General features: G+C 57.0%; 20 protein-coding genes. 7 read left to right on the top strand and 13 right to left on the bottom strand.

The genetic code is table 11. The features are described from left to right. Window positions 1-19: 19 nt before the first annotated feature. On the top strand, window positions 20-1,759 hold the full coding sequence (locus C4N22_RS04360) for an LCP family protein (protein ID WP_112148122.1): 1,740 nt from the start codon (window positions 20-22) through the stop codon (window positions 1,757-1,759). A gap of 61 nt (window positions 1,760-1,820) precedes the next feature. Here C4N22_RS04360 and C4N22_RS04355 read toward each other — a convergent pair whose 3' ends face one another. After that, window positions 1,821-2,999, bottom strand: coding sequence for a phosphopentomutase (locus C4N22_RS04355; protein WP_112148121.1), 1,179 nt, complete (start codon window positions 2,997-2,999; stop codon window positions 1,821-1,823). A gap of 409 nt (window positions 3,000-3,408) precedes the next feature. Between C4N22_RS04355 and pyk the strand changes: the two genes are divergently transcribed. Then, window positions 3,409-5,166 carry a pyruvate kinase gene (pyk, locus tag C4N22_RS04350; RefSeq protein WP_112148120.1) on the top strand — a complete coding sequence of 586 codons (1,758 nt, stop codon included), beginning with the start codon at window positions 3,409-3,411 and terminating at the stop codon, window positions 5,164-5,166. A gap of 30 nt (window positions 5,167-5,196) precedes the next feature. After that, complete coding sequence (locus tag C4N22_RS04345) at window positions 5,197-5,649, top strand: S-ribosylhomocysteine lyase (protein WP_112148119.1); 453 nt, start codon at window positions 5,197-5,199, stop codon at window positions 5,647-5,649. 99 nt (window positions 5,650-5,748) lie between these two features. Here the strand turns inward: C4N22_RS04345 and C4N22_RS04340 are convergent, their stop codons facing one another. From C4N22_RS04340 to C4N22_RS12845, 8 genes are all read right to left on the bottom strand, one after another. Beyond that, complete coding sequence (locus tag C4N22_RS04340) at window positions 5,749-6,375, bottom strand: sortase (protein WP_112115179.1); 627 nt, start codon at window positions 6,373-6,375, stop codon at window positions 5,749-5,751. 3 nt (window positions 6,376-6,378) lie between these two features. Next, window positions 6,379-7,278, bottom strand: a complete 900-nt coding sequence (locus C4N22_RS13135) for an LPXTG cell wall anchor domain-containing protein (protein WP_112148118.1) — start codon at window positions 7,276-7,278, stop codon at window positions 6,379-6,381. Next, on the bottom strand, window positions 7,262-8,131 hold the full coding sequence (locus tag C4N22_RS04330) for a class C sortase (RefSeq protein ID WP_112148117.1): 870 nt from the start codon (window positions 8,129-8,131) through the stop codon (window positions 7,262-7,264). Before C4N22_RS04330 ends, C4N22_RS13135 begins: the two co-directional genes overlap by 17 nt. A 48-nt stretch (window positions 8,132-8,179) precedes the next feature. Then, entirely contained in the window at window positions 8,180-9,682 is a 1,503-nt protein-coding gene (locus C4N22_RS04325) for an isopeptide-forming domain-containing fimbrial protein (RefSeq protein WP_112148116.1), read from the bottom strand. Window positions 9,683-9,780: 98 nt separating this feature from the next. Then, on the bottom strand, window positions 9,781-15,444 hold the full coding sequence (locus C4N22_RS04320) for a SpaA isopeptide-forming pilin-related protein (RefSeq protein ID WP_112148115.1): 5,664 nt from the start codon (window positions 15,442-15,444) through the stop codon (window positions 9,781-9,783). Between the two features lie 15 nt (window positions 15,445-15,459). Continuing rightward, window positions 15,460-16,107 carry a signal peptidase I gene (gene lepB, locus C4N22_RS04315; RefSeq protein WP_242980942.1) on the bottom strand — a complete coding sequence of 216 codons (648 nt, stop codon included), beginning with the start codon at window positions 16,105-16,107 and terminating at the stop codon, window positions 15,460-15,462. A 337-nt stretch (window positions 16,108-16,444) separates the two neighbouring features. After that, a complete protein-coding gene (locus C4N22_RS04310; protein ID WP_022256348.1) occupies window positions 16,445-16,687 on the bottom strand; it encodes a hypothetical protein in 243 nt (80 codons plus the stop codon). 45 nt (window positions 16,688-16,732) lie between these two features. After that, the gene (locus tag C4N22_RS12845) at window positions 16,733-17,215 is read right to left on the bottom strand and encodes an InlB B-repeat-containing protein (RefSeq protein WP_022256349.1); all 483 of its coding nucleotides are present in this window, start codon (window positions 17,213-17,215) and stop codon (window positions 16,733-16,735) included. 172 nt (window positions 17,216-17,387) lie between these two features. On the opposite strand from C4N22_RS12845, the gene C4N22_RS12840 reads away from it, so the two are divergent. The 4 genes from C4N22_RS12840 (at window position 17,388) to C4N22_RS04290 (ending at window position 19,870) form a co-directional block, all read left to right on the top strand. Beyond that, complete coding sequence (locus C4N22_RS12840; RefSeq protein WP_181567162.1) at window positions 17,388-17,669, top strand: hypothetical protein; 282 nt, start codon at window positions 17,388-17,390, stop codon at window positions 17,667-17,669. Between the two features lie 100 nt (window positions 17,670-17,769). Next, window positions 17,770-18,405, top strand: a complete 636-nt coding sequence (locus C4N22_RS04300; protein ID WP_242980941.1) for a 5-formyltetrahydrofolate cyclo-ligase — start codon at window positions 17,770-17,772, stop codon at window positions 18,403-18,405. Continuing rightward, the gene (locus C4N22_RS04295; RefSeq protein ID WP_112148111.1) at window positions 18,380-19,018 is read left to right on the top strand and encodes a cyclodeaminase/cyclohydrolase family protein; all 639 of its coding nucleotides are present in this window, start codon (window positions 18,380-18,382) and stop codon (window positions 19,016-19,018) included. The genes C4N22_RS04300 and C4N22_RS04295 overlap by 26 nt, the downstream gene beginning before the upstream one ends. Further along, a complete protein-coding gene (locus C4N22_RS04290) occupies window positions 19,019-19,870 on the top strand; it encodes a bifunctional 5,10-methylenetetrahydrofolate dehydrogenase/5,10-methenyltetrahydrofolate cyclohydrolase (RefSeq protein ID WP_112148110.1) in 852 nt (283 codons plus the stop codon). It abuts the gene before it with no gap. Window positions 19,871-20,031: 161 nt separating this feature from the next. On the opposite strand, the gene C4N22_RS04285 is transcribed toward C4N22_RS04290, so the two are convergent. The 4 genes from C4N22_RS04285 to C4N22_RS04270 all read right to left on the bottom strand — a co-directional run bounded on the left by C4N22_RS04285 (window position 20,032) and on the right by C4N22_RS04270 (window position 23,364). Beyond that, the gene (locus C4N22_RS04285) at window positions 20,032-20,808 is read right to left on the bottom strand and encodes an amino acid ABC transporter permease (RefSeq protein ID WP_112148109.1); all 777 of its coding nucleotides are present in this window, start codon (window positions 20,806-20,808) and stop codon (window positions 20,032-20,034) included. A gap of 1 nt (window position 20,809) precedes the next feature. Next, a complete protein-coding gene (locus C4N22_RS04280; RefSeq protein WP_112148108.1) occupies window positions 20,810-21,547 on the bottom strand; it encodes an amino acid ABC transporter permease in 738 nt (245 codons plus the stop codon). Window positions 21,548-21,595: 48 nt separating this feature from the next. Continuing rightward, window positions 21,596-22,507, bottom strand: coding sequence for a substrate-binding domain-containing protein (locus C4N22_RS04275; protein ID WP_112148107.1), 912 nt, complete (start codon window positions 22,505-22,507; stop codon window positions 21,596-21,598). Between the two features lie 131 nt (window positions 22,508-22,638). Further along, complete coding sequence (locus C4N22_RS04270; protein ID WP_112148106.1) at window positions 22,639-23,364, bottom strand: amino acid ABC transporter ATP-binding protein; 726 nt, start codon at window positions 23,362-23,364, stop codon at window positions 22,639-22,641. Between the last annotated feature and the right edge of the window lie 5 nt (window positions 23,365-23,369).

The following is a 23,369-nucleotide window of genomic DNA, read 5'->3' as shown; positions in this document are numbered from 1 at the left end:
GTCAAAGGAGAGTATTCTCATGTTCGATGAAAATGACCGTTCCTCCCACCCGGACGATACTTCCCGGCACATCCGCCGGGGCGCGCGGCACGAGGACGACAAGACCATTGAGGTGGACAGCTCGGCGTTCTTTGCGCCGGAGGTGCCCCAGCCCCAGTCTCCGCCGCCCAAACCGCCCCGGAACAATCCCCCCTCCCACAAGGCACCGGAGCCTCCCCGGGAGCACAAGATGACCATTCCGGGCGAATCGACCCCGAAACGAGGCGTTATTTTGCTGGTATTACAGGCAATTTTAAGTGTCGGCGCTCTGGTGCAGCTGTGGCGCACCCAGATGCTGCCCGCGCTGTATCTCATCCTCATCACGGCACTGCTGGTGCTGCTCTGGCTGCTGGTCAAGCGCTGCCAGGAGTACAAGACCCCGGGCGCTGTGTCCCGGGTGTTCTCCCTCTTCCTCTGCGCCGGGCTGGCCGTGGGCTGTGTCTGGGCACAGCAGGGCCTTGCCGCACTGGATAACGTCACCTCCGGCCTCATCACCGGCGCGGAAGCCAATAAGATCACCAAAGAGCCGTTCGTGGTCTACCTCAGCGGCGTGGACAACCGCGGTGAGCTGACCGAAAAGGCCCGCAGCGACGTGAACATTCTGGCGGTGGTCAACCCGGAGACCAAGCAGGTGGCCCTCATCAACACCCCGCGTGACTACTATGTAGACCTGGCGGGCACCGACAGCAAGGATAAGCTGACCCATGCCGGCCTGTACGGCGTGGAGACCAGCATGGCGACGCTGGGCAACCTCTACGGTGTAAATGTGGAACACTACATCCGCATCAACTTTGCAGGCTTCATCAGCATCATCGACGCGATCGGCGGCGTGGATGTCTACTCCGACCAGGCGTTCACCTCGGTGGGCAGCCCCGGCTACTACGACCCCACCACCTTTGCCGAGGGCTGGAACCATCTGGACGGCAAATCCGCCCTGGCCTTTGCCCGGGAGCGCCACGCCTTTAAGACCGGCGATATCCAGCGCGGCATCAACCAGATGAAAGTCATTGACGCCATGGTGGAAAAACTCAAGTCCCCGGCCCTGCTCATGAGCTTTTCCAAGCTGATGGATGCAATGGCGGACTGCTTTGTGACCAGCCTGTCCCAGGAGCAGATCTCGGCCCTGGTCCGGATGCAGCTGAGCGACCTGTCCAGCTGGGATATCCAGAGCTACAGCGTGACCGGTACCGGTGCCAAGAGCACCAAGTGCTACTCCGCCAAGGGCCAGAGCCTCTATGTCATGAAACCGGATGAAAACTCCGTCAACGAGGCAAAAGCCCTTGTCGCAGCTGTGCTGGGCGGGGAAGACAAGCTGACCAGCACCAGCCAGACCCCGGAGAAGACCGACGTCCACACCCCGACGGCAGACCCCAACGCGGCGGTCTCCGTGCCGGAGGAGGCCCCGGACAGCGTGATCGTCGAAGAACCCGCCGAGAGTGTCCCGGAAGAGACCCCCGCCGATGGGGAAACCACCCCGGAGACCCCCGCCGATGGGGAGCAGAGCGCTTCCACGGAAGCACCGGCAGAATCCGAGGCCCAGCCTGCGCAGGGCGGCGAGACGGGCGGCGAAAGCCCCGCCATCTCCATGCCCAGTCAGGAACAGCTGGAGCAGGCGGCCTCCTCCCTGCATCAGGCCGCTTCCACGGTGCTGGATGCTCTGTTTGGCTCCTCCAGCTCTTCGGAGGCCACGGATCCCAACGCTGCCAGCGACGCTGCATAAACCCGGATATCACAAGACCCCCGTTCCATCGGAACGGGGGTCTTGCTTTTCTCGAATCCGCTTACTTCAAAATCTCCGGCAGCACGCTCTGGCCGTCCAGGCTGGAAGCGTCCACACCGAGGTAATCGCAGATGGTGTGGGCGATGGTGCCAAAGCAGAGCTTGGTGCCCAGATCCACGCCGGGCTTGACGCCCTTGCCGCAGATGAGGTAGGGCACATACTCGCGGGTGTGGTCGGTGGTCTTGGTGTAAGAGGGGTCGCAGCCGTGGTCGGCGGTGACCATCAGGAGGTCGCCCTCCCGCATCCCGGGGATGAAGTCGGCCAGGAAGTGGTCAAACTCGGTGGCGGCGGCAGCGTAACCCGCCACGTCGCGGCGGTGGCCGTAGAGCATATCAAAGTCCACCAGGTTGACGAACGCCAGGCCCTCGAAATCACGGGTCTGCAGGGCCTTGGTAAAGGCAATGCCGTTGGTGTTGCCCGTGGTCTTGATCTTCTCGGTGACGCCCTCGCCATCAAAGATATCAAAGATCTTGCCCACCGCGATGACGTCCTTGCCGGCGTCTTTCAGCAGGTCGAGCATGGTCTTGCGGGGCGGCTTGAGGCTCAGGTCGTGGCGGTTGGTGGTGCGGTAGAACGTATCGGCCGTGTGGCCCAGGAACGGCCGGGCGATGACACGGCCCACGCCGTATTCCCCTTTCAGCATCTCACGGGCGATCTCGCAGTAACGGTAGAGCTCGTGCACCGGCACCAGCTCCTCGTTGGCGGCCACCTGGAACACACTGTCGGCACTGGTGTACACGATGAGGGCATTCTCTTTCATGGCCTGTTCGCCGTAATCTTTCAGCACCTGGGTGCCGGAATAGGGCTTGTTGCAGAGCACTTTGTGGCCGGTCTTCTCCTCAAACTCCTGGATGAGGGCATCGGGGAAGCCCTCCGGGAACGTGGGCAGCGGCTTGGGGCTGACCACACCGGCGATCTCCCAGTGGCCGATGGTGGTGTCCTTGCCCATGCTCTGCTCCTGCAGGCGGGCAAAGGCACCCTCGGGGGCGGAGCTCTTCTCCCCTGCCGTCACGCCGTCAATGTTGAACAGGCCCAGCTTTTGCAGGTTGGGGCAGTGGAAGTTGGGGTGCTTGGCAATCGCGCCCAGGGTGTTGGTGCCCGCGTCGCCAAAGGCGGGGGCGTCCGGCTCCGCGCCAATGCCAAAGCTGTCGAGAACGATCAGAAAAACACGCTTTTCCATTTGCAGTGGTTCCTCCGTTTTTTCAAAATTCGGGTCCCTGCTCCCGGGGCACCATGCACCCCAAAAAGTGAGACTTTTTCTTAGCTCTATTATAGGCGCAGTTGGCTGTTTGTGCAAGCCTTTTGTTGCAGTATCGTGCCCTCGGACATGGTTTCAGCAAATTTAAGGGGCCAAAACCGACTGCTCAACCAATTTTGGCGGTTGGTATAAAATCTTAAGGGTTTCTTAGCAAATATTTTTCTTGCTCTATTGTATCCAAGTGTTTATAATATAAGACGGTGGAGTTTTGAACAAACAAACCATCAAGCGTTTTCCCTGGCAGTTTGGCTCTGCCAGAAGCAGCGGGAGGATGTAGTTTCCGCTGTGTGATAGAGTGAAATTTGAAGAGACGTAGTTGGAGGTACTTTATATGAGAAAAACAAAGATCATTTGCACCCTGGGCCCGTCCACCGATAAGGACGGCGTGCTGCGCGAGCTGGTCGCCAACGGCATGAACGTGGCCCGTTTCAACTTTTCCCACGGCTCCTATGAGGAGCACAAGGGCCGCCTGGACAACCTGAAAGCCATCCGTGCCGAGCTGGGCAAACCCGTGGCTGCTCTGCTGGACACCAAGGGCCCCGAGATCCGCCTGAAAGAGTTCAAGAACGGCGTGGAGATGCTGGAAGCAGGCCAGACCTTTACCCTGACCACCCGTGAGGTGGAGGGCACCAAGGAGATCTGCTCCATCACCTACAAGGACCTGCCCCAGGATGTGCACGAGGGCGGCACCATCATGCTGGACGACGGCCTCATCAAGCTGCGCATCACCAACGTGACCGACACCGACATCACCTGCGAGGTGCTGAACAGCGGCAAGATCAAAAACAAAAAGGGCGTCAACGTGCCCGGCGTCCACCTCTCCATGCCGTACCTGAGCCAGCGCGACCGCGACGACATCATCTTCGGCGTGCAGCAGGGCTTTGATTTCATCGCCGCTTCCTTTGTGCGCACCGCACAGGACGTGTACGACATCCGCAACCTGCTGAACGAGTACGACTCCAACATCCGCATCATCGCCAAGATCGAGAACCGCGAGGGCGTGAACAACATCGACAGCATCCTGGCCGCCGCCGACGCCGTCATGGTTGCCCGTGGCGACCTGGGCGTTGAGATCGACTTCACCGAGCTGCCCGGCATCCAGAAGAGCGTCATCGACCGCTCGTTCTCCTTTGGCAAGCCCATTGTCACGGCTACCCAGATGCTGGACAGCATGATGGTCAACCCCCGGCCCACCCGTGCCGAGATCTCTGACGTGGCAAACGCCATCTACGACGGCACCTCTGCCATCATGCTTTCCGGTGAGACCGCTGCAGGCGCTTACCCCGTGGAGGCCCTCAAGACCATGTCCGCCATTGCCGAGCGCACCGAGAACGAGGTGCACTACCGCGACAACCGTCTGGTGGATGCCGGCAACGGCCAGATCAGCGTCAGCGATGCAACCGCGCACGCTGCCTGCCTGACCGCCAAGGACGTCAACGCTTCCGCCATCGTCACGGTGTCCGAGTCCGGCAACACCGCCCGCCTGCTGAGCAAGTACCGCCCCGCACAGCCCATCATTGCCTGCGTCATGAACGAGCAGGTGCAGCGTCAGCTGGCCATCTCCTGGGGCATCACCCCGCTGATGATGGCTCTGGCCCACAGCACCGATGAGCTGATCGAGATGTCCACCAGCCTGGCCAAGGAGAACGGCTACCTGCACGACGGCGAGCTGGCTGTTGTCACCGCCGGCGTCCCCGTGGGCGTGTCCGGCACCACCAACATGATCAAGATCCACATGATCGGCAACTGCCTGGCTACCGGCGTGGGCATTGGCCCTGAGGGCTCTGCCCTGGCCAACGCCACCGGCAAGGCCTGTGTCTGCCACAACCTGGACGAGCTGCGGGCCAAGTTCAAGCCCGGCATGGTCCTGGTGGTGCCCTCCACCTCCAACGAGATGCTGAGCTACGTCCGTGACGCCGCCGCCCTCGTGGTCGAGGAGCCGGGCCTGAACAGCCACGCTGCCATTGCCGGCAAGGCTCTGCTCAAGCCCACCATCGTGGGTGCCGCCGGTGCTACCAGCCACATCCGTGATGGCCTGATGGTGGCCGTGGACTGCGCGCACGGCAGCGTGCAGCGCCTGCAGGCCTGATTTTACCCGAAAGATTGGGAGGAAGTAGCAATGGAACGGATCGCAAGCTTTTGCGTGGACCACACCAAACTGGGCCGCGGCATGTACCTGAGCCGCCAGGACGGCGATGTGCTGACCTGGGACATCCGGATGAAAAAGCCCAATCAGGGCGATTACCTGACCACCGGCGCGGCCCACACGCTGGAGCACCTGTTTGCCACCTACGCGCGGAACAGCGCCTACAAGGACGGCGTCATCTACGTCGGCCCCATGGGCTGCCGCACCGGCTTTTACCTGCTCACCCGGGGCCTGACCCCCGCCGAGGCGCTGGCCCTGACCGTGGACTCGTTCCGCTTCATGGCCGCTTTTGAGGGTGCCGTCCCCGGTGCCAGTGAGGTGGAGTGCGGCAACTACCGCGATATGGACCTGCCCAAGGCCAAGGCGGAAGCAGCCGCCATGCTGCCCGTGTTGGAAGCTCTGACCGCTGACCAGCTGCACTACTGATCTCCCCGGAACCTAACATAAGATGCGGAAAAGGCACGTTCTCCCAAAGAGAGCGTGCCTTTTTGTAATATCTGTATAAATTATTCCGATTTGGAATCTTCAGGAAGCCGTCTCCACCCGGGTACAGCGCACCGCGCAGCGGGCACTGCCGCCGGTGGTACAGGTGAAGAGGGTCAGATCCCAGTCATCGCCGTCCGCCTTGCCCACCATCTCTTCGATCTGGGTGGGCTGCAGGGTCTCCACTTTGGAGACGGTGTAGTCCCACTCCCGGCCGTCCATATCCACAAACTGCACCGTGGTGCCTATCGCCAGCCGCTTGACAGGACTGAAATGCCGGGCATAGTTGTGGCCGCAGATGACCAGATCGTCCGTGAAGACCGAGCCCGCGTACCGCCCCGGGGCAATTTTGAGGCCCGGATAGCTCCACTCGCTCATCACGGGCAGGGCCAGCCCGATGGACGGGATGGAGAGATACCCGATGTAATCCCAACCATCAATGGCGGTAACGGTCATCTCCCGGGCGGTGTCGTCCACCTGGGTGGGCACCAGAAGCTGCAAATGGTTCTCCTGCTCGTCCAGCGTCGTTTCCAGCTGATCCAGCACCTGTGCCGCCGCTTTCTGGGCGCGGCCATTGTCCCACTGGTTGTAGCCCAGCAGGCCCAGCGCCCCGGCCAGCAGCAGCGCTCCCAGCAGGATGAGGATGGTTCCAAGTCGTCTTTTCTGCATAGCTCAGTGTTTTTTGCGGAGCAGGATGCCCGCTGCAATGAGGCAGGTGCCTGCCGCCGTCAGCACCGGGATGGGCCAGTTCAGCTGGCCGGTCTGGGGCAGGGTCGGGCGGCCATTCAGCACCCAATCGTCCGGGTTGCCCGGATTGGGAGCCTTGTTCTTATCCGGGCGGCCGTTCAGCACCCAGTCATCGGGGTTGTCGGCACCCGGAGGGGTGTTCTTGCCCGGTTCCTCGGGGAGATCCGGAGTCTCCGGTTTGTCCGGGTTTTCCGGCGTGGTCGGCTTTTCCGGCTCGGTGGGCTTCTCGGGTTCCGTGGGTTTGTCCGGTTCCTCCGGCTTGTCGGGTTCTTCCGGCACGTCCGGCGGGGTGGTGGGCGTCAGCGTGCCCACCTTGGGCAGGGCGTCCACATCGTAGAGGTACGTGTCCTCCTCCACCAGCGGCACCGACACCAGGAACGGGTTGATCTTCTCATACCCGGTGGAAGCGGTGCTCTGGACGACGAGATACAGGCCCAGCGGCAGCCGTGAGAAGACGGCCTTGCCATCGGTGTCCACGGTGAGCGTCTCCCCTTTGCTGTCGGCCGGGCGCTTGTCGTCCAGGGTCCGGGCCAGGTCGCTCTCCGAGAGATCGCCGAGGGAAACGCCGCAATTTTCAAAACCATTTGTATAATCGTAGCTTAAATTTCCATTTTTGCGGCTGATGGAGGCCACCTGATACAGAGTCAGCCTGCCGCCCGAGACAGCGCTCCCGCTCTCGGAATCCCGGAGGGTCACGGTGATGCTGCCTTTCCGGGTGAGCTCAATGCTGGCGGCCGTGGCGGCGGCAAAAGCCGGGGCCGCGCACGCTGCCACCAGTGCGACAGCCAGCAACAGCGCCGCCAGCTGTTTACGAATTTGTTTCATGGGGGTCACCTCTCGTCGTTTTCTCATGTTTGCCTGCTTTCGGACGCTTCCGTGTGGTCACCAGCAGCCAGATCAGCAGCACTGCCAGCATGGGCAGGGCAATGACAGGCGCCGTGATGATGGGGTCGATCCGTGTCGCGTCCGCCGTGACACGGACATGTTTCTGGCCCTCCCGCGTGTTGACACGGTGGCCGCGCACCAGCAGGCGGTGGGTATTGATGCCGTAGGGCGTGCAGGTCATCAGGGTAACGTAGTCCTGCCCCTCTACGGGCTGTAATAGATCCGTCTCGGTGGGGAGGACAATGGAGATCCGGTCCACCTCATAGGTCAGCACCCGGTCCAGCACCGTGATGGTGAACGTGTCGCCCGCTTCCAGCTCGTCCAGATTGGTGAACAGCTTGGCGCTGGGCAGGCCGCGGTGGGCCGAGATGACCGCATGGGTGCCCGCCCCGCCCACGGGGAGGCTGCTGCCCTCCAGATGGCCTGCCGCCACCTGCAAAACACCATCGCTGGTGCCGTGGTAGACGGGCAGCTCCACGCCGATCCTGGGGATGGTGATATACCCCATAATGCCCGTGCCGGAGACGTCCAGCGTCTCGTCATAGCCGGAGACCTGCTCCGGCGTGAAAAACGAATTGGGCGTGGCCGCCAGCCGTTGGTTGTAGGCGTCCGCCGCCTCAAAATAGGCGGTATAGTCCGCATCCGACATCTCGTTGACCGTCTCGTCATAGCTGGCCAGCGCGCGGGACTGGTGGCGCTGGTTGACATAATCGCTGACGGTGGGATATAACATCACGGATAGACCCACGAGAAAGATCAGGATTAAAATTATGGTACTGCGGTTCTTTTTCATGGGCTACTCCCTAATGTTATCAGGATATTTTTTGCTTTGGGGTTTGGTTTAGCGCTTGTTCTCCATCCGCTTCTTGGTCACCAGCAGGACCACGGCCACAGCCATCAGGCCGCCGCCAACGACGTAGAAGACCGTGGTGCCCATGCCGCCGGTGGAGGGCAGGGTGGTGCCGGACTTATTGATAACATTCGTCGTCAGTGCGCCAGTACCCTTATCCGGAGTGAATGTAATCTCTCCGGATGCAGCGTTGCCAGTGAAAGCAGTGATAAGATCGCCGCGGACGCCCTTACCATCCCATTCAGTTCCATGCGTAGCGGTAACCGTAAAGGTAATCGGGTCAATGGTATTGTAGCCCTCCGGGGTCACAATCTCAGTCAGCGTATATTCACCGTCATCCAGACCTTTAAAAGTAAACCGTACGCCATCCTGAGACTTCGCAACAGTAATGTCCTTCGTTGTGCCATCTTTCAACTTTTTGGTCAGAGTAAATTCTGCACCTTTCAGCTTATTGTTCTCTCCAACAGAGTTTGCATACTTGTTGACAACGACCTGATAGGTAAAGACAACAACGTTATCCCAAACCGTCTTATCTTTAGAACTCGTATCTCTGGGGTTGTTAGAATACTCGAGTTGTGCCTTATTGAGGTTGCCGTTGCCACCAATCACAGCGTTAGGATTCAGAGTAGAAGTATACTCCACACGGATCACACTGCCTGCATGGACCTCAGAAATCTGCTTCAGGTCATTAAAAATGACTTCAAAGGTGCAATCTTCACCCTGCGCAAAATTAGAAGTTTTAACCTCAAATCCAGTCTTGATTTCCGTATCATCAACATAAACCTTGACAGAATTGCTGTTGAATGTCAGGCCAGCTTCTTCCTCATCGTGGAATGCAAAGTAGTAACTGGTATACTCTGTATAGTCAGCCGGAACCGTACCCTCCAGCTTGAACGGGATTGCATCGCCAATATCATGGTCTGCAACATCCTGCCAATCGCCGAAATCATTATCCGTGGTGTCGTTCTTATCTTTCAGTTTTTTCTCAAAACCCGGGACATTGGAATTTTTGGCTTTGATTATAACATCACCAACCACTTCCGTAATGTAAACTTCATTCTCTGCGGTTGCAGTTGTATCTTTAAATAGATAATAACCAGGAGCAACCTTGGCAGAATTACTGTGAGTGACAGTCGCAACCTCCTTGCTGTTTAGGTCAGCGTATTCTTCAATCACCGCAAGTTTTTCTGCATCCGAACCACTCACAACAGCAGCCAGTCGATTTAACACGTTCTCGCTAACTTTACCGCCGGCATCGACACCCTCGTCACGGTTCTTACTGTTCTGGCCCCATTTCACATTGGACAGCTTGTTGGTTGTACCCTCCTTGCTATAATCACCCGTAAAAATCTGGTAAACCTTGTATGTATGACTACTTCCCGCCGGGACAGAAATTGTATACTGATTTGCTCCATCCGCAAACGCCGGGACGGCCATGGCCAGCACCAACGCAAACGCTGCAAGCAGCGCCAACACGCGTTTTACTCTTTTCATATTTCTTTACTACCTTTCTTACGTTCCCTCTCTGAGACGCCAGAGAGGGGATTTATTTTCCTACGTTCGGTTTGTTGCCGGGGTCAGAGCTGCAGGAGTCACTCTTCCCCCCTTTTCCGCTTGCGCCTGGAGTTATATCCACACAGCACCGCGGCCAGCGCAATGGCCGCGCCGCCTGCCGTGTAAGGAACCGTGCCGCCCGGGGAGCCGGTGGAGGGGAGCTCGTAGACGGGCTCTTCCTGCTCCGGGGTTTTGGTGTTGACCATCGTGATCAGGCCGCTGGTCACACCGTTGGTGGTGCTGTAGCTGACCTGATAATCCGCGCTGGTGTTGATTTCTTCCACTTTGTAGCTGTAGTAGACCGTACTCCCTGCCTCATCTTTGTCAGAACGCGGCAGATTAGGAATCGTCATACGCCACTTGTCACTGGAAGAGAGCGTATAGGGTATACGTTTTACCTCTGTATTAGTTGGCTGCGTCGGCGATTGATAAGTTGCCTCAATGTTGTGGCTATCGCCATTATGCACAAGCTTACCATAAATCTGGTTTTCGCCCGCTTTCAGTTTACATTCATAAACCCAGGTAATGCCCGATTCATTTTCAGGTTCTTCTGTTTTAACAGGGCTGATCGTCTGGTTGTTCCAGTATATGACCGGGACGATACCTCCATTATACTGAATCTCACCTCTCTGTGGATAAGTAACCTTAAGCGTCATGACCGTATCTTCTGTATACAGCGTATCTCCCGCAAAAGTCATCCTTACCTTGTTGTTCGCCGTGTTGACAATTTGGCCTATTACAGTAGCAGACTTTCCGCTGACAGGCTTCTCCTTACTGGAATACATTACCAACTGAAAATCAATTGAATCCGGCGGAGAAGCAAGCGGCGTACCATCGGAATTATTCCACTTCTTTTCCACGGTTACAGAGGTCAGGTTTGGCTCGTTTTCCACATAGACCAGCTTGGACTCGCTGTTCAAATCCACTGCAGACGCCGGGATATTCTCTGGCAGAATATGCGTTGTATCCGAATCATCTTCAAAGTAGAAGTAAACGGCTTCCTCTTCCGGATTTTCCGGCAACGCATAACCGTTCGGCGGAGTAATTTCTACCAGACGGTATAGCGTATTCGTAAGGTAACCCGCTCCGGACTTTTCTATAGTAAACTGGCCTTTCTCGTTTGTCGTATAGGTTTTACCCTCTACGTCCACGAACTGCGTACCATCGTATTGTTGCAGCTTAAACTCTGCACCCGGCAATACATTGTAGTATTTGCCGCTTTCCACTTTTTTGATGGTCAGGGCATGGTCTCTGTACACACCACCACCGGCACCGGCGTTACTATACTCATGCTTGTCTCGATACTCCGCACTCTTATAAGAAGTACCTTCCAAGCTTGCCGTATTGGTTACAACACCGTTCAAATATCCATAGCTCCACCAGTTTGGATATACCGTGTCAATATTGCTTTCGAGCTCATAGGTATAGCTGAGGAGCATGGCATAGCCGTCTGGCAAATCACTCAGCGTGATCTTATACAGCATTCTGCTGCTATTTTGCGGGTCTGTGTAGGTTTTGATCTCCAGCCCATAGCCCTGGACAGCACTTCCCGCTACCAGATTTCCATTTGCATCTTTGCTCGCATAGCACAGCTTGATGTTCTTTTCATCCAGTGACGCATTTACAGTTACTTTTTCACCCGTTGTCGTTTTTCCATCTCTCAACCAGATATAATCCGGGTGCACTTGCACGGAGAGTATATCCGTTACGGTAAGCGTAGAGCTGTTCTCTCCCTGCAGGAGGTTCACTCCATCCGGGTTGATTGCCACGGTATAATTCATTTTTCGGCCGCCGTACTGGTCACCCGCCGATTGTGCGCTCTTGCTCAGGGGCTCCACTTCTGTCTTGTTTTCTTTTTGAGACCAGTTCTGCGTCTGAGAAACTTCCCCAATCGGGGCATCATTCTGGGCATCAAACCAGCCGGAAGCTTTGTTTTCAAACTCGTACGCCTCGCCTGGAACAATTGTGCCGCCCTCTTTGTCGGAGACGACTTCGCACCGGACGGTAAACTCATAGGTAAAGCCTTGCTTCAGCTTTCCATCAGGGTTTTCCAGCACCATGGTCAAGACATTCGTTTCCGGATCATAAGTACCTGTTAGTTTATCTCTATTATGATTTTTCGTGACCGTCGTTTTATCTGCACTAAATTCCAGCGGGCCAATACTTCCGTTATAGGGCAAGCTGACCTGGATGGATTTGAGCTTAACACCTACGGGCAGCACATCCTTGACCGTGAGTTTTTCATGGAGGCCGACCGAGTTGGTCTTGACTTTGATCTTCCAGGTGATCGAATTATCCTCGCTGACAACCGTTGTCGTCCCCGTTTTGCCCTCACCGTCCGTTTTGGTGATGGTCGATTTGCTATAATTGTAGCTGTACGGGATATTTTCAAAGATATTTCGGTAATCAGCTTTATCTTTCACATCCGAAATATCAGCCGTTGTACTGTAGTTGATCTTCAGCACCTTTTTGCCATCCGGCGGCGTGACATCCTTGGCCGCGATGATCCGGAATCCGTAAATTTTGGCATCGTCCGCAAGCTCAGATAGTTTTTCACCAGACTTTTTACCGCTTAAGTCACTACTGACCGAACTGGCATTGGTATAGAACTCCACCCGGAAAGCATCCTTATCCACATTCGTATCTGAGGCACTCTCGCTCAGGTTTCCACTTGTGTATGCTGTATCGGACCATCGCAGGCTTTCTACCAATTTCTCTGCCTGCGCTTTGGTCAGCCAATGAGTATTCCGTATCTTAGCGTTATCGCAGAAAGCAGTTCCTCGGGCAATGGATGCCGTATTGGTAAAGTCGATTGACATTTTCCACGGAATGGTCAGGCTATTGTTTTCTTCCGTAACACTCGACTCATCCGCAAACTTTCCAACGTTGTACTTAGGGACTGTTACGTCCTTGTTCGCATCAACGCTTCCTTTATCGGGCAACTCTGCATGAGCCGTATTGTTTACTTTGTAATCCGAACCAGCCTGATCATGCTTCGTGGTATAGGTGATCTTATATTTTTCGGTGTTTGTTTTTCCGTCTTCTGCAGTAAACTTGATACCGGTGATTTGGCCACCTGCATCTTTGATATATTCCCAACCTGTTTTGGGCTCAATCTTAATGTCCTCAGCCGTAGCAAACACGTCAGAAATCTTCGTACCGTTTACCGTCATGCTGTCGCTCAGGACTGCACCGGCGATGTCACGGTTATTTTCATTGAACGTGATGGTCCACTTGATCTTACCATCTTCGTAGCTTGCCGTCTTCTTGAGGGTATACTGATTGTTGATTTCTACAGTTTTATCTGCATCTTTCTTGATTTCAACGCCGTTATCATTCCTAGAAGACGTCGATACTTTATTTTTCAGAGTATAATCCTTATCGCCCAGATTCTTTACATCATAGGTATAAGTAACTTGATACTCTGTATAGGTACGCACCAAACCATCGTCTGAAACCACTGTTTCCATCTTCGGGAGTGTACCGCTGATCTTGCCGTCTGCAGTGCCATCCAGCTTATCGCCGGTTGTAGCCGCCCAGACTGATGGAACACTATTGCCCCACTCGTCTTCTTTACTGGCGCGGGTCTCTGTAACCGTACGCTCTTTCACTACAATGGTCGGTTCTCCAAGGGTCAAGCCGTCCAGATTTGTGATGGCATCCTCATAGTTGACTTTGCCCGGCGTGCCTTTCTTCGAGACGATATTCACCGTATAGGTCAGCTTGCCATCTTCTGTATAAGAGCCTTTTTTGGTTACACCAATATCGTAGATATTCGTTTCATTATCCGGATGCTTAATTTCCTTTGATGGAATTTCGAGCTTCGTTTCCTCATTAAACGGAATTTCTACCGTACCCGTTTTGGTTTCATATCCAACGCCAAATTCGCTCCAGAAATTGATATAGCCGCTGACAGTCGTCGTATGATCGAGATATTCTTTGTTAAATTTCAGGAGGATCGCATAAGTTCCATCTTCCTTTTTAACAAATTTAAAATATCCCTCTTTTACACTGCCCTCTCCCGCGATCTCAAGCTCTTGTCCCAAAAGCTTATCCGCCACACTGGAGTCAAGAGCCACACCATCCGGCAGCTCAAACAGATATTGATACTCATCTGCAACAAGTCCCTCTTTGGGGATTTTAAAATCCATTTTGAGGTTGCTCTTATAGCCCTCTTTTCCGTCTGATTTATAAGATGTTTCCGTTGCGGTTACGTTTGTAATGCAATTCGTCAGATTTTTTGCCTCCGCTACCAGCGCAGCATCGTCCTCCTCCATCAAATCGCTGATACCATACCCCTCCGCGGCATTGACGGACACAAAGCTGGTGACATCGTTCAGGGCAACACTCACCTCGGCCACCTGGTCGATGGTGGTCTCGCCGTCGGACTCGCAGCCGGTGGCGACATCGCCGGAAATGACGGTGAGGGCCGTGGTCAGATCGGTCTCCTCGTCCACCGCCGCGTCGGACACCACGCCAATGGTCTCGCGGCCCTCGGCATTTTTGTACATGACGATATCACCCGGCAGGATGGAGGCAAACTCCTGCGGGTCATCGGTATAATATTCAGAGTTCATGCGGGCAAGCTCGCCACGCAGGGCGCTGATGCTGGCGTACTGGGGGATGATATCCTGCGGCACGCCCGCGTGGTACAGGCAGTAGGCCACAAAGGTGCTGTCCCAGTCGGCATACACCATGGGCTTGTCCTTATAATACTGGTCGGCATACATGGTGTAGCCGTTGCCGTCCTCGTCCACGTCGGCCTTGCTCTCGGTATAGCCGAGCTGGCTCCGGGCCACGAGCACCATGTCCTGGGCCCAATCCACGCTGGTGCGGTCTGGGGTCTTGGCGTCGTACTCCGCGTCGATCTTGGCGTTGGGGTTGACGAGGCAGTCGGCCGTATGCTCGTGCTCTTCCTTGCCGCAGATCAGCACCTTGCCATAGCACTCGTCGGTGTGGTGGTGGACGGTATAGCCCGTGTCGATCTCGGCGTCCGTTTCGGGCTTGGTGGCTTCTTTTTCGGGTTCCGGGTCGGCGACTGCCTCCGGTTCCTCGGCAGAATCGCTCTCCTCCGCGCTGTTTTCGTCCATGTCATACAGAGCGGCGCCGTCATCCGTTTTCTCCGGCTCGCCCTCTTCCTGGCCGCAGACCAGAACCTCTTCGAGGGTATAGCAGTCGTCGGTGTGCTCATGCTCGGTGCAGAGCAGTTCGCCGGTCTCCTGGTCGTAGCAATAATCCTGATGGACGTGGTCGCTCTCGATGCCGCAGGTCAGCACCTCTTCTTCCTCGTAGCAATCCGAGGTGTGGTGGTGCAGCACCACTTCCGGCTCCGGCTCTTCCTGCGTGGCGGGCTCACTTTCCGGCCCGCTCCCGGTTTCGTCCCAGTCCGCAGCGCTGGAGTCACCGTCCCCCGCGTCATCAGCCAAATCCATCGTTTCTTCGACGATTTCGCCCTCTTCATAGCCGCAGATAGGCTCGGTGCCCTCGATGTAGCAATCGTCGGTATGCTTGTGTTCTTCTTTCCCGCAGTAATAGCGCGTGTCATCGGCGGCAAGCGCGATGCCATCCTGATGCAGCCGCCAGCTGACGCTCATGGCGGTCAGCATCGCCAGCACCAGAACCATTGCCACCGAACGCCGGGCCAGATGACGCTGCCGCTGGACGTTCTGAATGGCTTCCTGGAAGCGATTCTTCATTCCCATAATGGATTCCTTTCCTCAGTGAATCAACGAAAAACCGGACAAGGGCCAGACGCGTAAAAAGACCTTGCCCACGATTTGACTTTTTTCGACACAGCCGATCACCGTACTCCGGCTGTCGATGGAGGTAACGCGGTGGTCGCCCATCACAAAATAGCGGCTCTCCGGCACCTGATAGGGAAACTCGATGTCGCACTCGCCCAGCGCCAGCTCATCCACATAGGGCTCGTCGAGCACCTCTCCATTGACGCTCACGACACCTTTGGTGTCGATGGAGATGACATCGCCCGGCCCGCCGATGATGCGCTTGAGCAGCAGCTTGTTCTGCCAGTAAAAGCCGCACAAGTCGCCCGTCTTCCAATCGTCCGTTTTTACCAGCAGGATCACGTCCCGGTCCTGCAAGGTGGGGTTCATGCTGTCGCCCGACACCTGCAGCACAGGCAGCAGCAGCGTGGCCAGCAGCACCGCAATGGCCGCCACCACGATCAGGGTGCTCACCGTACCGCGCAGCACCCGCCATAAACGCCGCCGCTCGGTCAGGCGCTCCCGTTCCGCATCCACCCGCCGCAAAGCCTCGGTTTCCTGCGGCGTTTCATCCTGCCGGAGCGTGTCGATGACGTCGATCAGCTCCGTGCGGCTCATCCGCCGCAATTTCCGCTCTGACATAATTCCTCCGCAAAGTCTTCTGTAAGGCTTTGTCTTTCATTCCATTCCCAATTTATCTCAATCGCCGTCCTCTGCAAAGCGCGGCACAATCCACGAAAACATTTTCGTTCTTTTTCCACGAAAAAAACGTTATAAAGATAAGTGTTATCAATAACAGTATAGCACCAATATTTCCTGTTTTCAATCAATTTTCCTAAGATTCTTTGCCACGGTTCCTGCTTTTCATGATTTATTCCTTTTGCAAAACATCTTTTTGTATTTTTACAACAAAAGAGCACCCCAGGGCAGGAAACCCGGAGTGCTCTTTGATTACACAGTGTTGAACCGCGCGTTTTATTTACTTCTTGGTGCTTCCCATATCGGGGACGAAGCTATTGATCTTCTTGACGGTGTCCACGATGGTGACCACGTTATTGATGATGGAGCTGCCGGCGGAGAAGACACGGGCAATGTAATTGAACAGGGTGCCGATATCCTTGAACATCTGCCAGCCGGTGGTTTCACCGCCAACCAGATAGGTCATCTCCTCTGCATCAATGGCTGCGTAATTGGCGGGCATTTTGAGTTCATAGTTCGTCATAGTAATTTTCCTTTCTTCAGTAAACTCAATAGAAAAGCAAATTCATCAGGAACCCTGTGCGGCGACCACGGTAACCACGACAGCGACCACCGTTGTGACCACCAACACCGTGCCGAGGTTGTCTTTCAGCTTCCAGCTCTTCTCTGTGTCTGCGGCTGCCGGTGCTGTCGTCGTTGTCTTGGCTGCAGTGGCTGTGGCTGTGTTCTTTTTGGCCGTCGGCGTCCAGTGCGCGTAGATGGTGGTATCGTCCTTGAAGTTGTACCGCGTGGTGATCTTGGTGCCGCCCACCACATCGTCGTACCAGCCATCAAACTTATAGCCCTCCATGGTGGGGGTGGGCGTACTGGTCAGCCGGTAATTGGAGCCGTACTTGTAGGCATACAGCTGCATGACATCACATGTACCGCCCTGTGCTTCCAAGTAGACGTTGTAATAGCTTGCGTCCGCCGCAAACGCCATGGGCACCAGGTTGCAGCACAGTGCCAGCGTCAGTACGCAGAGCACGAGCTTTTTCCAAAGCTGCTTCATAGACCGCGTCCTCTCTTTCCAAGCGTATTTCCCCGGGCGCTTTCCGGTGTTCCGGGAGCGGCACGTTCCACCCAGCCGCCGGGCGGTTTTCCAGCGCTCTCCCTTGGAACAATTATGAATCGGAACTGGTGCCTTGTCAAGCCCGGATCGCAAAATCGAGGTGGGAATTTTTATGGCATTTTCCGTCATTTTCCGCGTTCCCGGACAGATGTCGCGTTTCCGCGGCCATTTCCCGCCGGTTTCCCGTTTTTGTGCCCCTCTCTGCCGTGCAGGAAACAGCATGGAGGAAAAGCTCACAGCCGGTTCTTTTTCATCAGAAATATTTTACCAGAAATGCCCGTGTCCGCGCAAGTGTCCAAATGGACACAAATCACAGATTTGCGCCTGTTTTATTGGGTTCTGCACAAAGCCGCCCACAAAAGTTCGTGAAGAACGCACAAAAAACACGGCATAAAAATCCGCCAGCCTTTCCTCAACCTCAATTTCGACAAAAACGCTTGCTTTTTGAGCCCGCATTGCTTATTATATTCCTATAAAAATGCTTGGTGGTTTTTGTGCAGATCGTCTGCATGGGCACCGCCCGGAAGAACGGAGGAAGCCGCATGACCCTTGCGGAAGAGAAACAGGTTCAGCGCAAAGCGGGCATTGCGGCCCGCCGGGCACTGGCACCGGAAACCCGTGCCGCTGCCAATGCAGCTCTCTGCGCCCGGCTGGCGGCGCTCCCCTGCTTCCGGCAGGCCCGGACCATCCTGCTTTACGCAGCCTTTGGCGGCGAGGCCGATCTGGCCACCCTGGCCGAGACGGCCCGGGGCCTGGGCAAAACGCTGGCCTATCCCGTCTGCGGGGAAAATTTCAGCCTGACCGCGGCTGTGCCCGGCGAGGATGGCTGGGAGGCAGGGGCCTACGGCATCCGCACCCCCATCCTGAGCCGGGCAGAGATCCTGCCGCCGGAGGCACTGGATCTGATTTTAGTGCCCTGCACCGCCTTTGACGCCGCCTGCGGCCGGGTGGGGATGGGCAAAGGCTACTACGACCGCTACCTGCCCCGCTGCACCCGTGCGGTGAAGCTGGGCATTGCGTTTGAAGCACAGCGCGTCCCCCACGCCGCTCTGGACGAACACGACCAGCGGCTGGACGCGTTCATCACTGAGGGAGGAATCTATCGTGGAACTGACAAAATCGAGCTGTGAGGGCTTTTTGGAGAGCCTTGCCAGCAAAGCCCCGGCCCCGGGCGGCGGCGGTGCAGCGGCCCTTGTGGGCGCGGCCGGCGTGGCCCTGGGCAATATGGTGGGCAGCCTGACCGTGGGCAAAAAGAAGTACGCGGCGGTGGAGGCGGATCTCCGAACCCTGAATGCCCGGGCGGAAGCCCTGCGCAGGCGGCTGGAAGCGCTGGTACAGGCCGACGCGGAGGCGTTTCTGCCGCTGGCTGCCGCCTACGGCCTGCCCAAAGAGACGCCGGAACAGCAGGCCCATAAGGCCGCGGTGCTGGAGCAGGCACTGGACGGGGCCTGTGCCGTGCCTCTGGAGATCATGGAAGCCTGCTGTGAGGGCATTGCGCTGGCGCAGGAGTACGCCGCCAAGGGCAGCGCGCTGGCCGTCTCCGACGCCGGGTGTGCGGCGCTGTTCTGCAAAGCTGCCTTACAGGCTTCGGGCCTGAATGTCTCCATCAATACCAAACTGATGGCGGACCGCGCCCACGCCGAGGCCCTGAACGCCAGGGCAGACGCACTGCTGGCACAGTACGTCCCGCTGGCCGATACGCTCTACGAAAAAATGGCAACACAATTGAGAGGGGAAGTTTAAATGGCAACGATCTTAAAAGGCGCGCCCGTGGTGGCGGCCATGAACGAGGCAAACGCCGCCCGCTGTGCGGCATTGGTCGCCAAAGGCATCACCCCTACCCTGGCCGTGGTCCGGGTGGGCGAGCGGGAGGACGACCTCTCCTATGAGCGGGGCGTCATGACCCGCTGCGGCAAGGTGGGCGTAGCCGTCCGGCAGTTTTTGCTGCCCGCCGATGCCACTCAGGACGCCCTGCTGGAAGTCATTGAAAAAATCAACGCGGACAAGTCCATTCACGGCTGTCTGCTCTTCCGCCCGCTGCCCAGGCAGTTCGATGACCGCACCATCCGCGCGGCACTGGCCCCGGAAAAGGACATTGACGGCATCACGGACGGCTCGCTGGCCGGCGTGTTTACCAACACGGCGCTGGGCTACCCGCCCTGCACCGCCCAGGCCTGCCTGGAAATTCTGAAGTATTACGATATCCCCCTCTCCGGCAAGCGGGCCGTGGTGGTGGGCCGAAGCCTTGTGGTGGGCAAGCCTGCCGCCATGATGCTGGACCGCGAAAACGCTACGGTCACGATCTGCAACTCCCGCACCCAGAACCTGCCCGCCCTCTGCAAAGAGGCTGATGTGGTCGTGGTGGCCATGGGCAAGCGCGGCTTCATCGGAGCCGACTGCCTGCGGGAGGGCCAGACCGTTGTGGATGTGGGCATCCATGTGGGCGATGACGGCAAGCTCTGCGGGGACGTCCGCTTTGCCGAGGCCGAGCCCGTGGTGGAAGCCATCACCCCCGTGCCGGGCGGTGTGGGCACCGTGACCACCTCCGTGCTGGTGGGCCATGTGGTGGAAGCAGCGGAGAAGACGCTTTTATAAAAGTTTCATCTCTTTAATTTTCAATCATAAAGCACAAAACGAAGCACAAAACGCAAAACGCGCCCGGGCGGTGAGGAACCGCCGGGCGCGTTTTGCGCTCTAGGGTTGTGCCGGGAGGTAGAAAAGAAAATAGGAAAATAGGAAAAAGATAATGTCAGATGTTACGCGGCGTTCTTTGCCGGGGCAAAGACCAGCGCTTTTTTCCGCTTGTTCTGCATCGAACGGACGATGCAGCTGAGCGTGAAGTTGATGATGAAGTAGATAACGCAGGCGGCACCGAACAGGACCATGACGTCGGAAACATTCACGGTGCCCAGACCGTTGTAGGTGCCCGCGGCACTCAGCAGCTGGCGGATGCGGGCCATCAGCTCGATGGTGGCCACATTTGCCAGATAAGACGAATCCTTGATGGTGGTGATGACCTGGCTCAGCAGGGTGGGCACGATGTTGCGGTATGCCTGGGGCAGCACGATGTAGAGCAGCACCTCGGCGGTGTTGAAGCCCTGTGCGTAACCGGCCTCAAACTGGCCCTTGGCCACACCGTTCAGGCCGCCGCGGACGATCTCCGCAATGACGGAGGAGTTGAACAGGATCAGAGCCAGCGCTGCCTTGAACAGGAGCTTCATCTCCACGCTGGTCAGGCCGAACATTTTCCGGGCAAAGAACGCCGGGCAGGGGCAGAAGACCACGCAAACGAAGATCCACAGCAGGTAGGGCGTGTTGCGGAACAGCTCGATGTAAGCGGCGCTCAGCCAGCCCAGGACGCGGGCCGGGCCATGCTTGCAGTAGGTGCGGGCCAGTGCCAGCAGGCTGCCGACGATGAGGCCCAGAATAACGCCCAGCACCGAGATGATGCAGGTAAAGGCCACGCCGCGCAGCAGGTAGAGCATCACACCCTGCTGGGTGAGGATGGAAAGGCTTGCAGCAAGTGTTTTCATGTTAAGCAGCCTCCTTGAGTTCCACCTTGGCGGCGGTCTTGAGAGCGGTGTTCACGCGGCCCTTGCGTGCCTTGAGGGAAGCCTCCCAACGGGTCGCCAGCGTGGACAGCGGGAAGCAGACCACAAAGAAGATGAGGCCGCAGACGATGTAAGCGGGAGCGTAAGCGCCGCCGGTGGAAGCACCGGTGACAAAGCTGTAGGTCACACTGATGAGGTCCGCACCACCCACGATGTAGAGGCAGGAGGTGTTTTTAAAGAGGTTGACCACCTGGTTGACCATGGGAGGCAGCATCACGGGGATGCTCTGGGGCAGGATGATGTAACCCATCCGCTGCAGATAGTTGAAGCCCTGTGCCTGTGCGGCCTCAAACTGGCCCTTGGGCACCGACTCAATGGCCGCGCGGACCACCTCGCCCATGTAGGCACCGGTGTAAACGCCCAGTGCAATGATGCCGGTGCGGATGACGCCGAGGCTCAGGCCCGCAAAGGCCAGCGCGTAGTACAAAAAGCAGAGCTGGAGCAGCAGCGGGGTGTTCTGGATGAACTCCACATACACGCGGGCCACAAACTTCAAGATCTGATTGCCGCTGGTGGCCATCAGGCCCAGCAGAGCGCCAATGGCAAAGGCCAGCGCCAGCGCGCAGACAGCGGTCTGTAAGGTATTGCCCAGACCCAGCAGAAAGCTCTCTTTATGGTTCCAAACCGTACTCCAAGCGTCCATCGAAAATAAACCAGACATGGCAAACGCTCCTTTCCCTTTCTATCCCTCAATTGCAAAAGTGGTCTTTTAGCTCAGGCCGTTCTCCTTGATCAGGCTCTCGACCGTACCATCGGCCAGCCAGCCCTGCACCAGCTCATCGCACAGGGTGGAGAAATCGCTGTCTTTCTTGGTGGCGATGCCGTACTCCTGCGGGCTGAACTCCGCATCCACGTAGCTGCGGCCATCGGTCTTGTAGATGGCCAGAATGGACTTATCCACGCAGAAGCCCTGGATCTCGTTTGCGCTCAACGCGGTGCTGATGGCGGGATAATCGTCGTACTGACGGAACGAGATGCCCTCTTTCCAGGTATCAGCGTTAAACGTGTCGGCGTCAAAGTTTGCACCATCCAGCACGCCCGCGTCGATCATGGCCTTGACCAGAGCACGGGCAGAAGTAGAACCGGAGGACACGCCCACGACCTTGTCTTTCAGGCCTGCCAGATCCTTGATGCCGTTGGAGTCCTCGACCAGAACGGAAACATAATCGGTGTAGTAGGGAGTGGTGAAATCCCAGCTCTTCTTGCGCTCCTCGGTGATGGTGAACGTTGCCAGAACGGCGTCGATGTCGCCGGAGTCCAGCAGCTCGCCGCGGGTAGCAGCGGTGACGGTGGTGAACTCAACATCCACACCCAGATGCTCGGCGATCATCTCAGCCAGGCTGTCCTCCAGGCCTTTGTACTCACCCGTCAGGGTGTCCTGGAAGCTGAAGCCCTGCACGGCGTTCTTGACGCCGACCTTGAGGACGCCGCGATCCACGATGGCCTGGGTATCCGGGCCAAAGCTGGCGGCTGCCGCGCTGGAAGCACCGGCGGTGCTGGCGGCAGTGGAAGCGGTGGAAGCAGCGGTGCTGCTGGAAGAGCCGCCGCAGGCGGCCAGCATGGAAAGGACAGCGGCCGAGCCAGCGGCCTTGACGAAGCTGCGACGAGAGATCTTTTTCATAATCATACACTCCTCTATGTTTTTTGCAGCCTGGGCGGCTTTCCCTGCCCGCCCCGAAACCGGCTGCGTTTTATCAACAACGGCGGCGCACCACAACTTGTGCACTCGGCCGTGTCAACCAAAATAAGATGTTACCGGACGATCTTGCTCAGGAACTGGCGGACACGCTCGCTCTTGGGGTTGGTGAAGAAGTGCTCCGGCGTGCCCTCTTCAAGGATCTGTCCGTCCGCCATAAAGACGACCCGGTCTGCCACCGAGCGGGCAAAGCCCATCTCGTGGGTGACGACCACCATCGTGATGTTTTTCTCGTGTGCCAGCCGGACCATGACGTCCAGCACTTCCTGAATGGTCTCGGGGTCCAGTGCACTGGTGGGCTCATCGAACAGGATGATCTTGGTCTGTGCACAGAGGGCCCGCGCAATGGCGATGCGCTGCTGCTGGCCGCCGGAGAGCTGGGGCGGATAAACATCCGCCTTATCCCGCAGGCCGACTACCTCAAGATAATGATATGCAAGCTCCTCCGCCTCGGCCTTTGTTTTGTGGTGGAGCTTCATAGGGGCCAGCGTCAGGTTCTTGAGCACGGTCATGTGCGGGTAGAGGTTGAACTGCTGGAACACCATGCTGATGTTCTCCCGCACGACACGGGTCTTGTTTTTGTTGGTAAGCTCCTCCCCGTTGATATAAACATGGCCGCTGGTAGGCTCCTCCAAAAAATTCATGCAGCGGACGGTGGTCGATTTGCCGCTGCCCGAGGGTCCGATGATGACCAGCTTCTCGCCCTCAGCCACTTCCAGGTTCACGTCTTTCAGAACGTGCAGGTCCCCGAAGTATTTATCCACATGTTCCAGTTTGATCATGAAGT

Source organism: Faecalibacterium prausnitzii (assembly GCF_003287495.1).
Taxonomy (GTDB): Bacteria; Bacillota; Clostridia; order Oscillospirales; family Ruminococcaceae; genus Faecalibacterium; species Faecalibacterium prausnitzii_I.
Note: the sequence above shows the minus strand (reverse complement) of the source record. Positions and strands in the feature narration are given on the sequence as shown.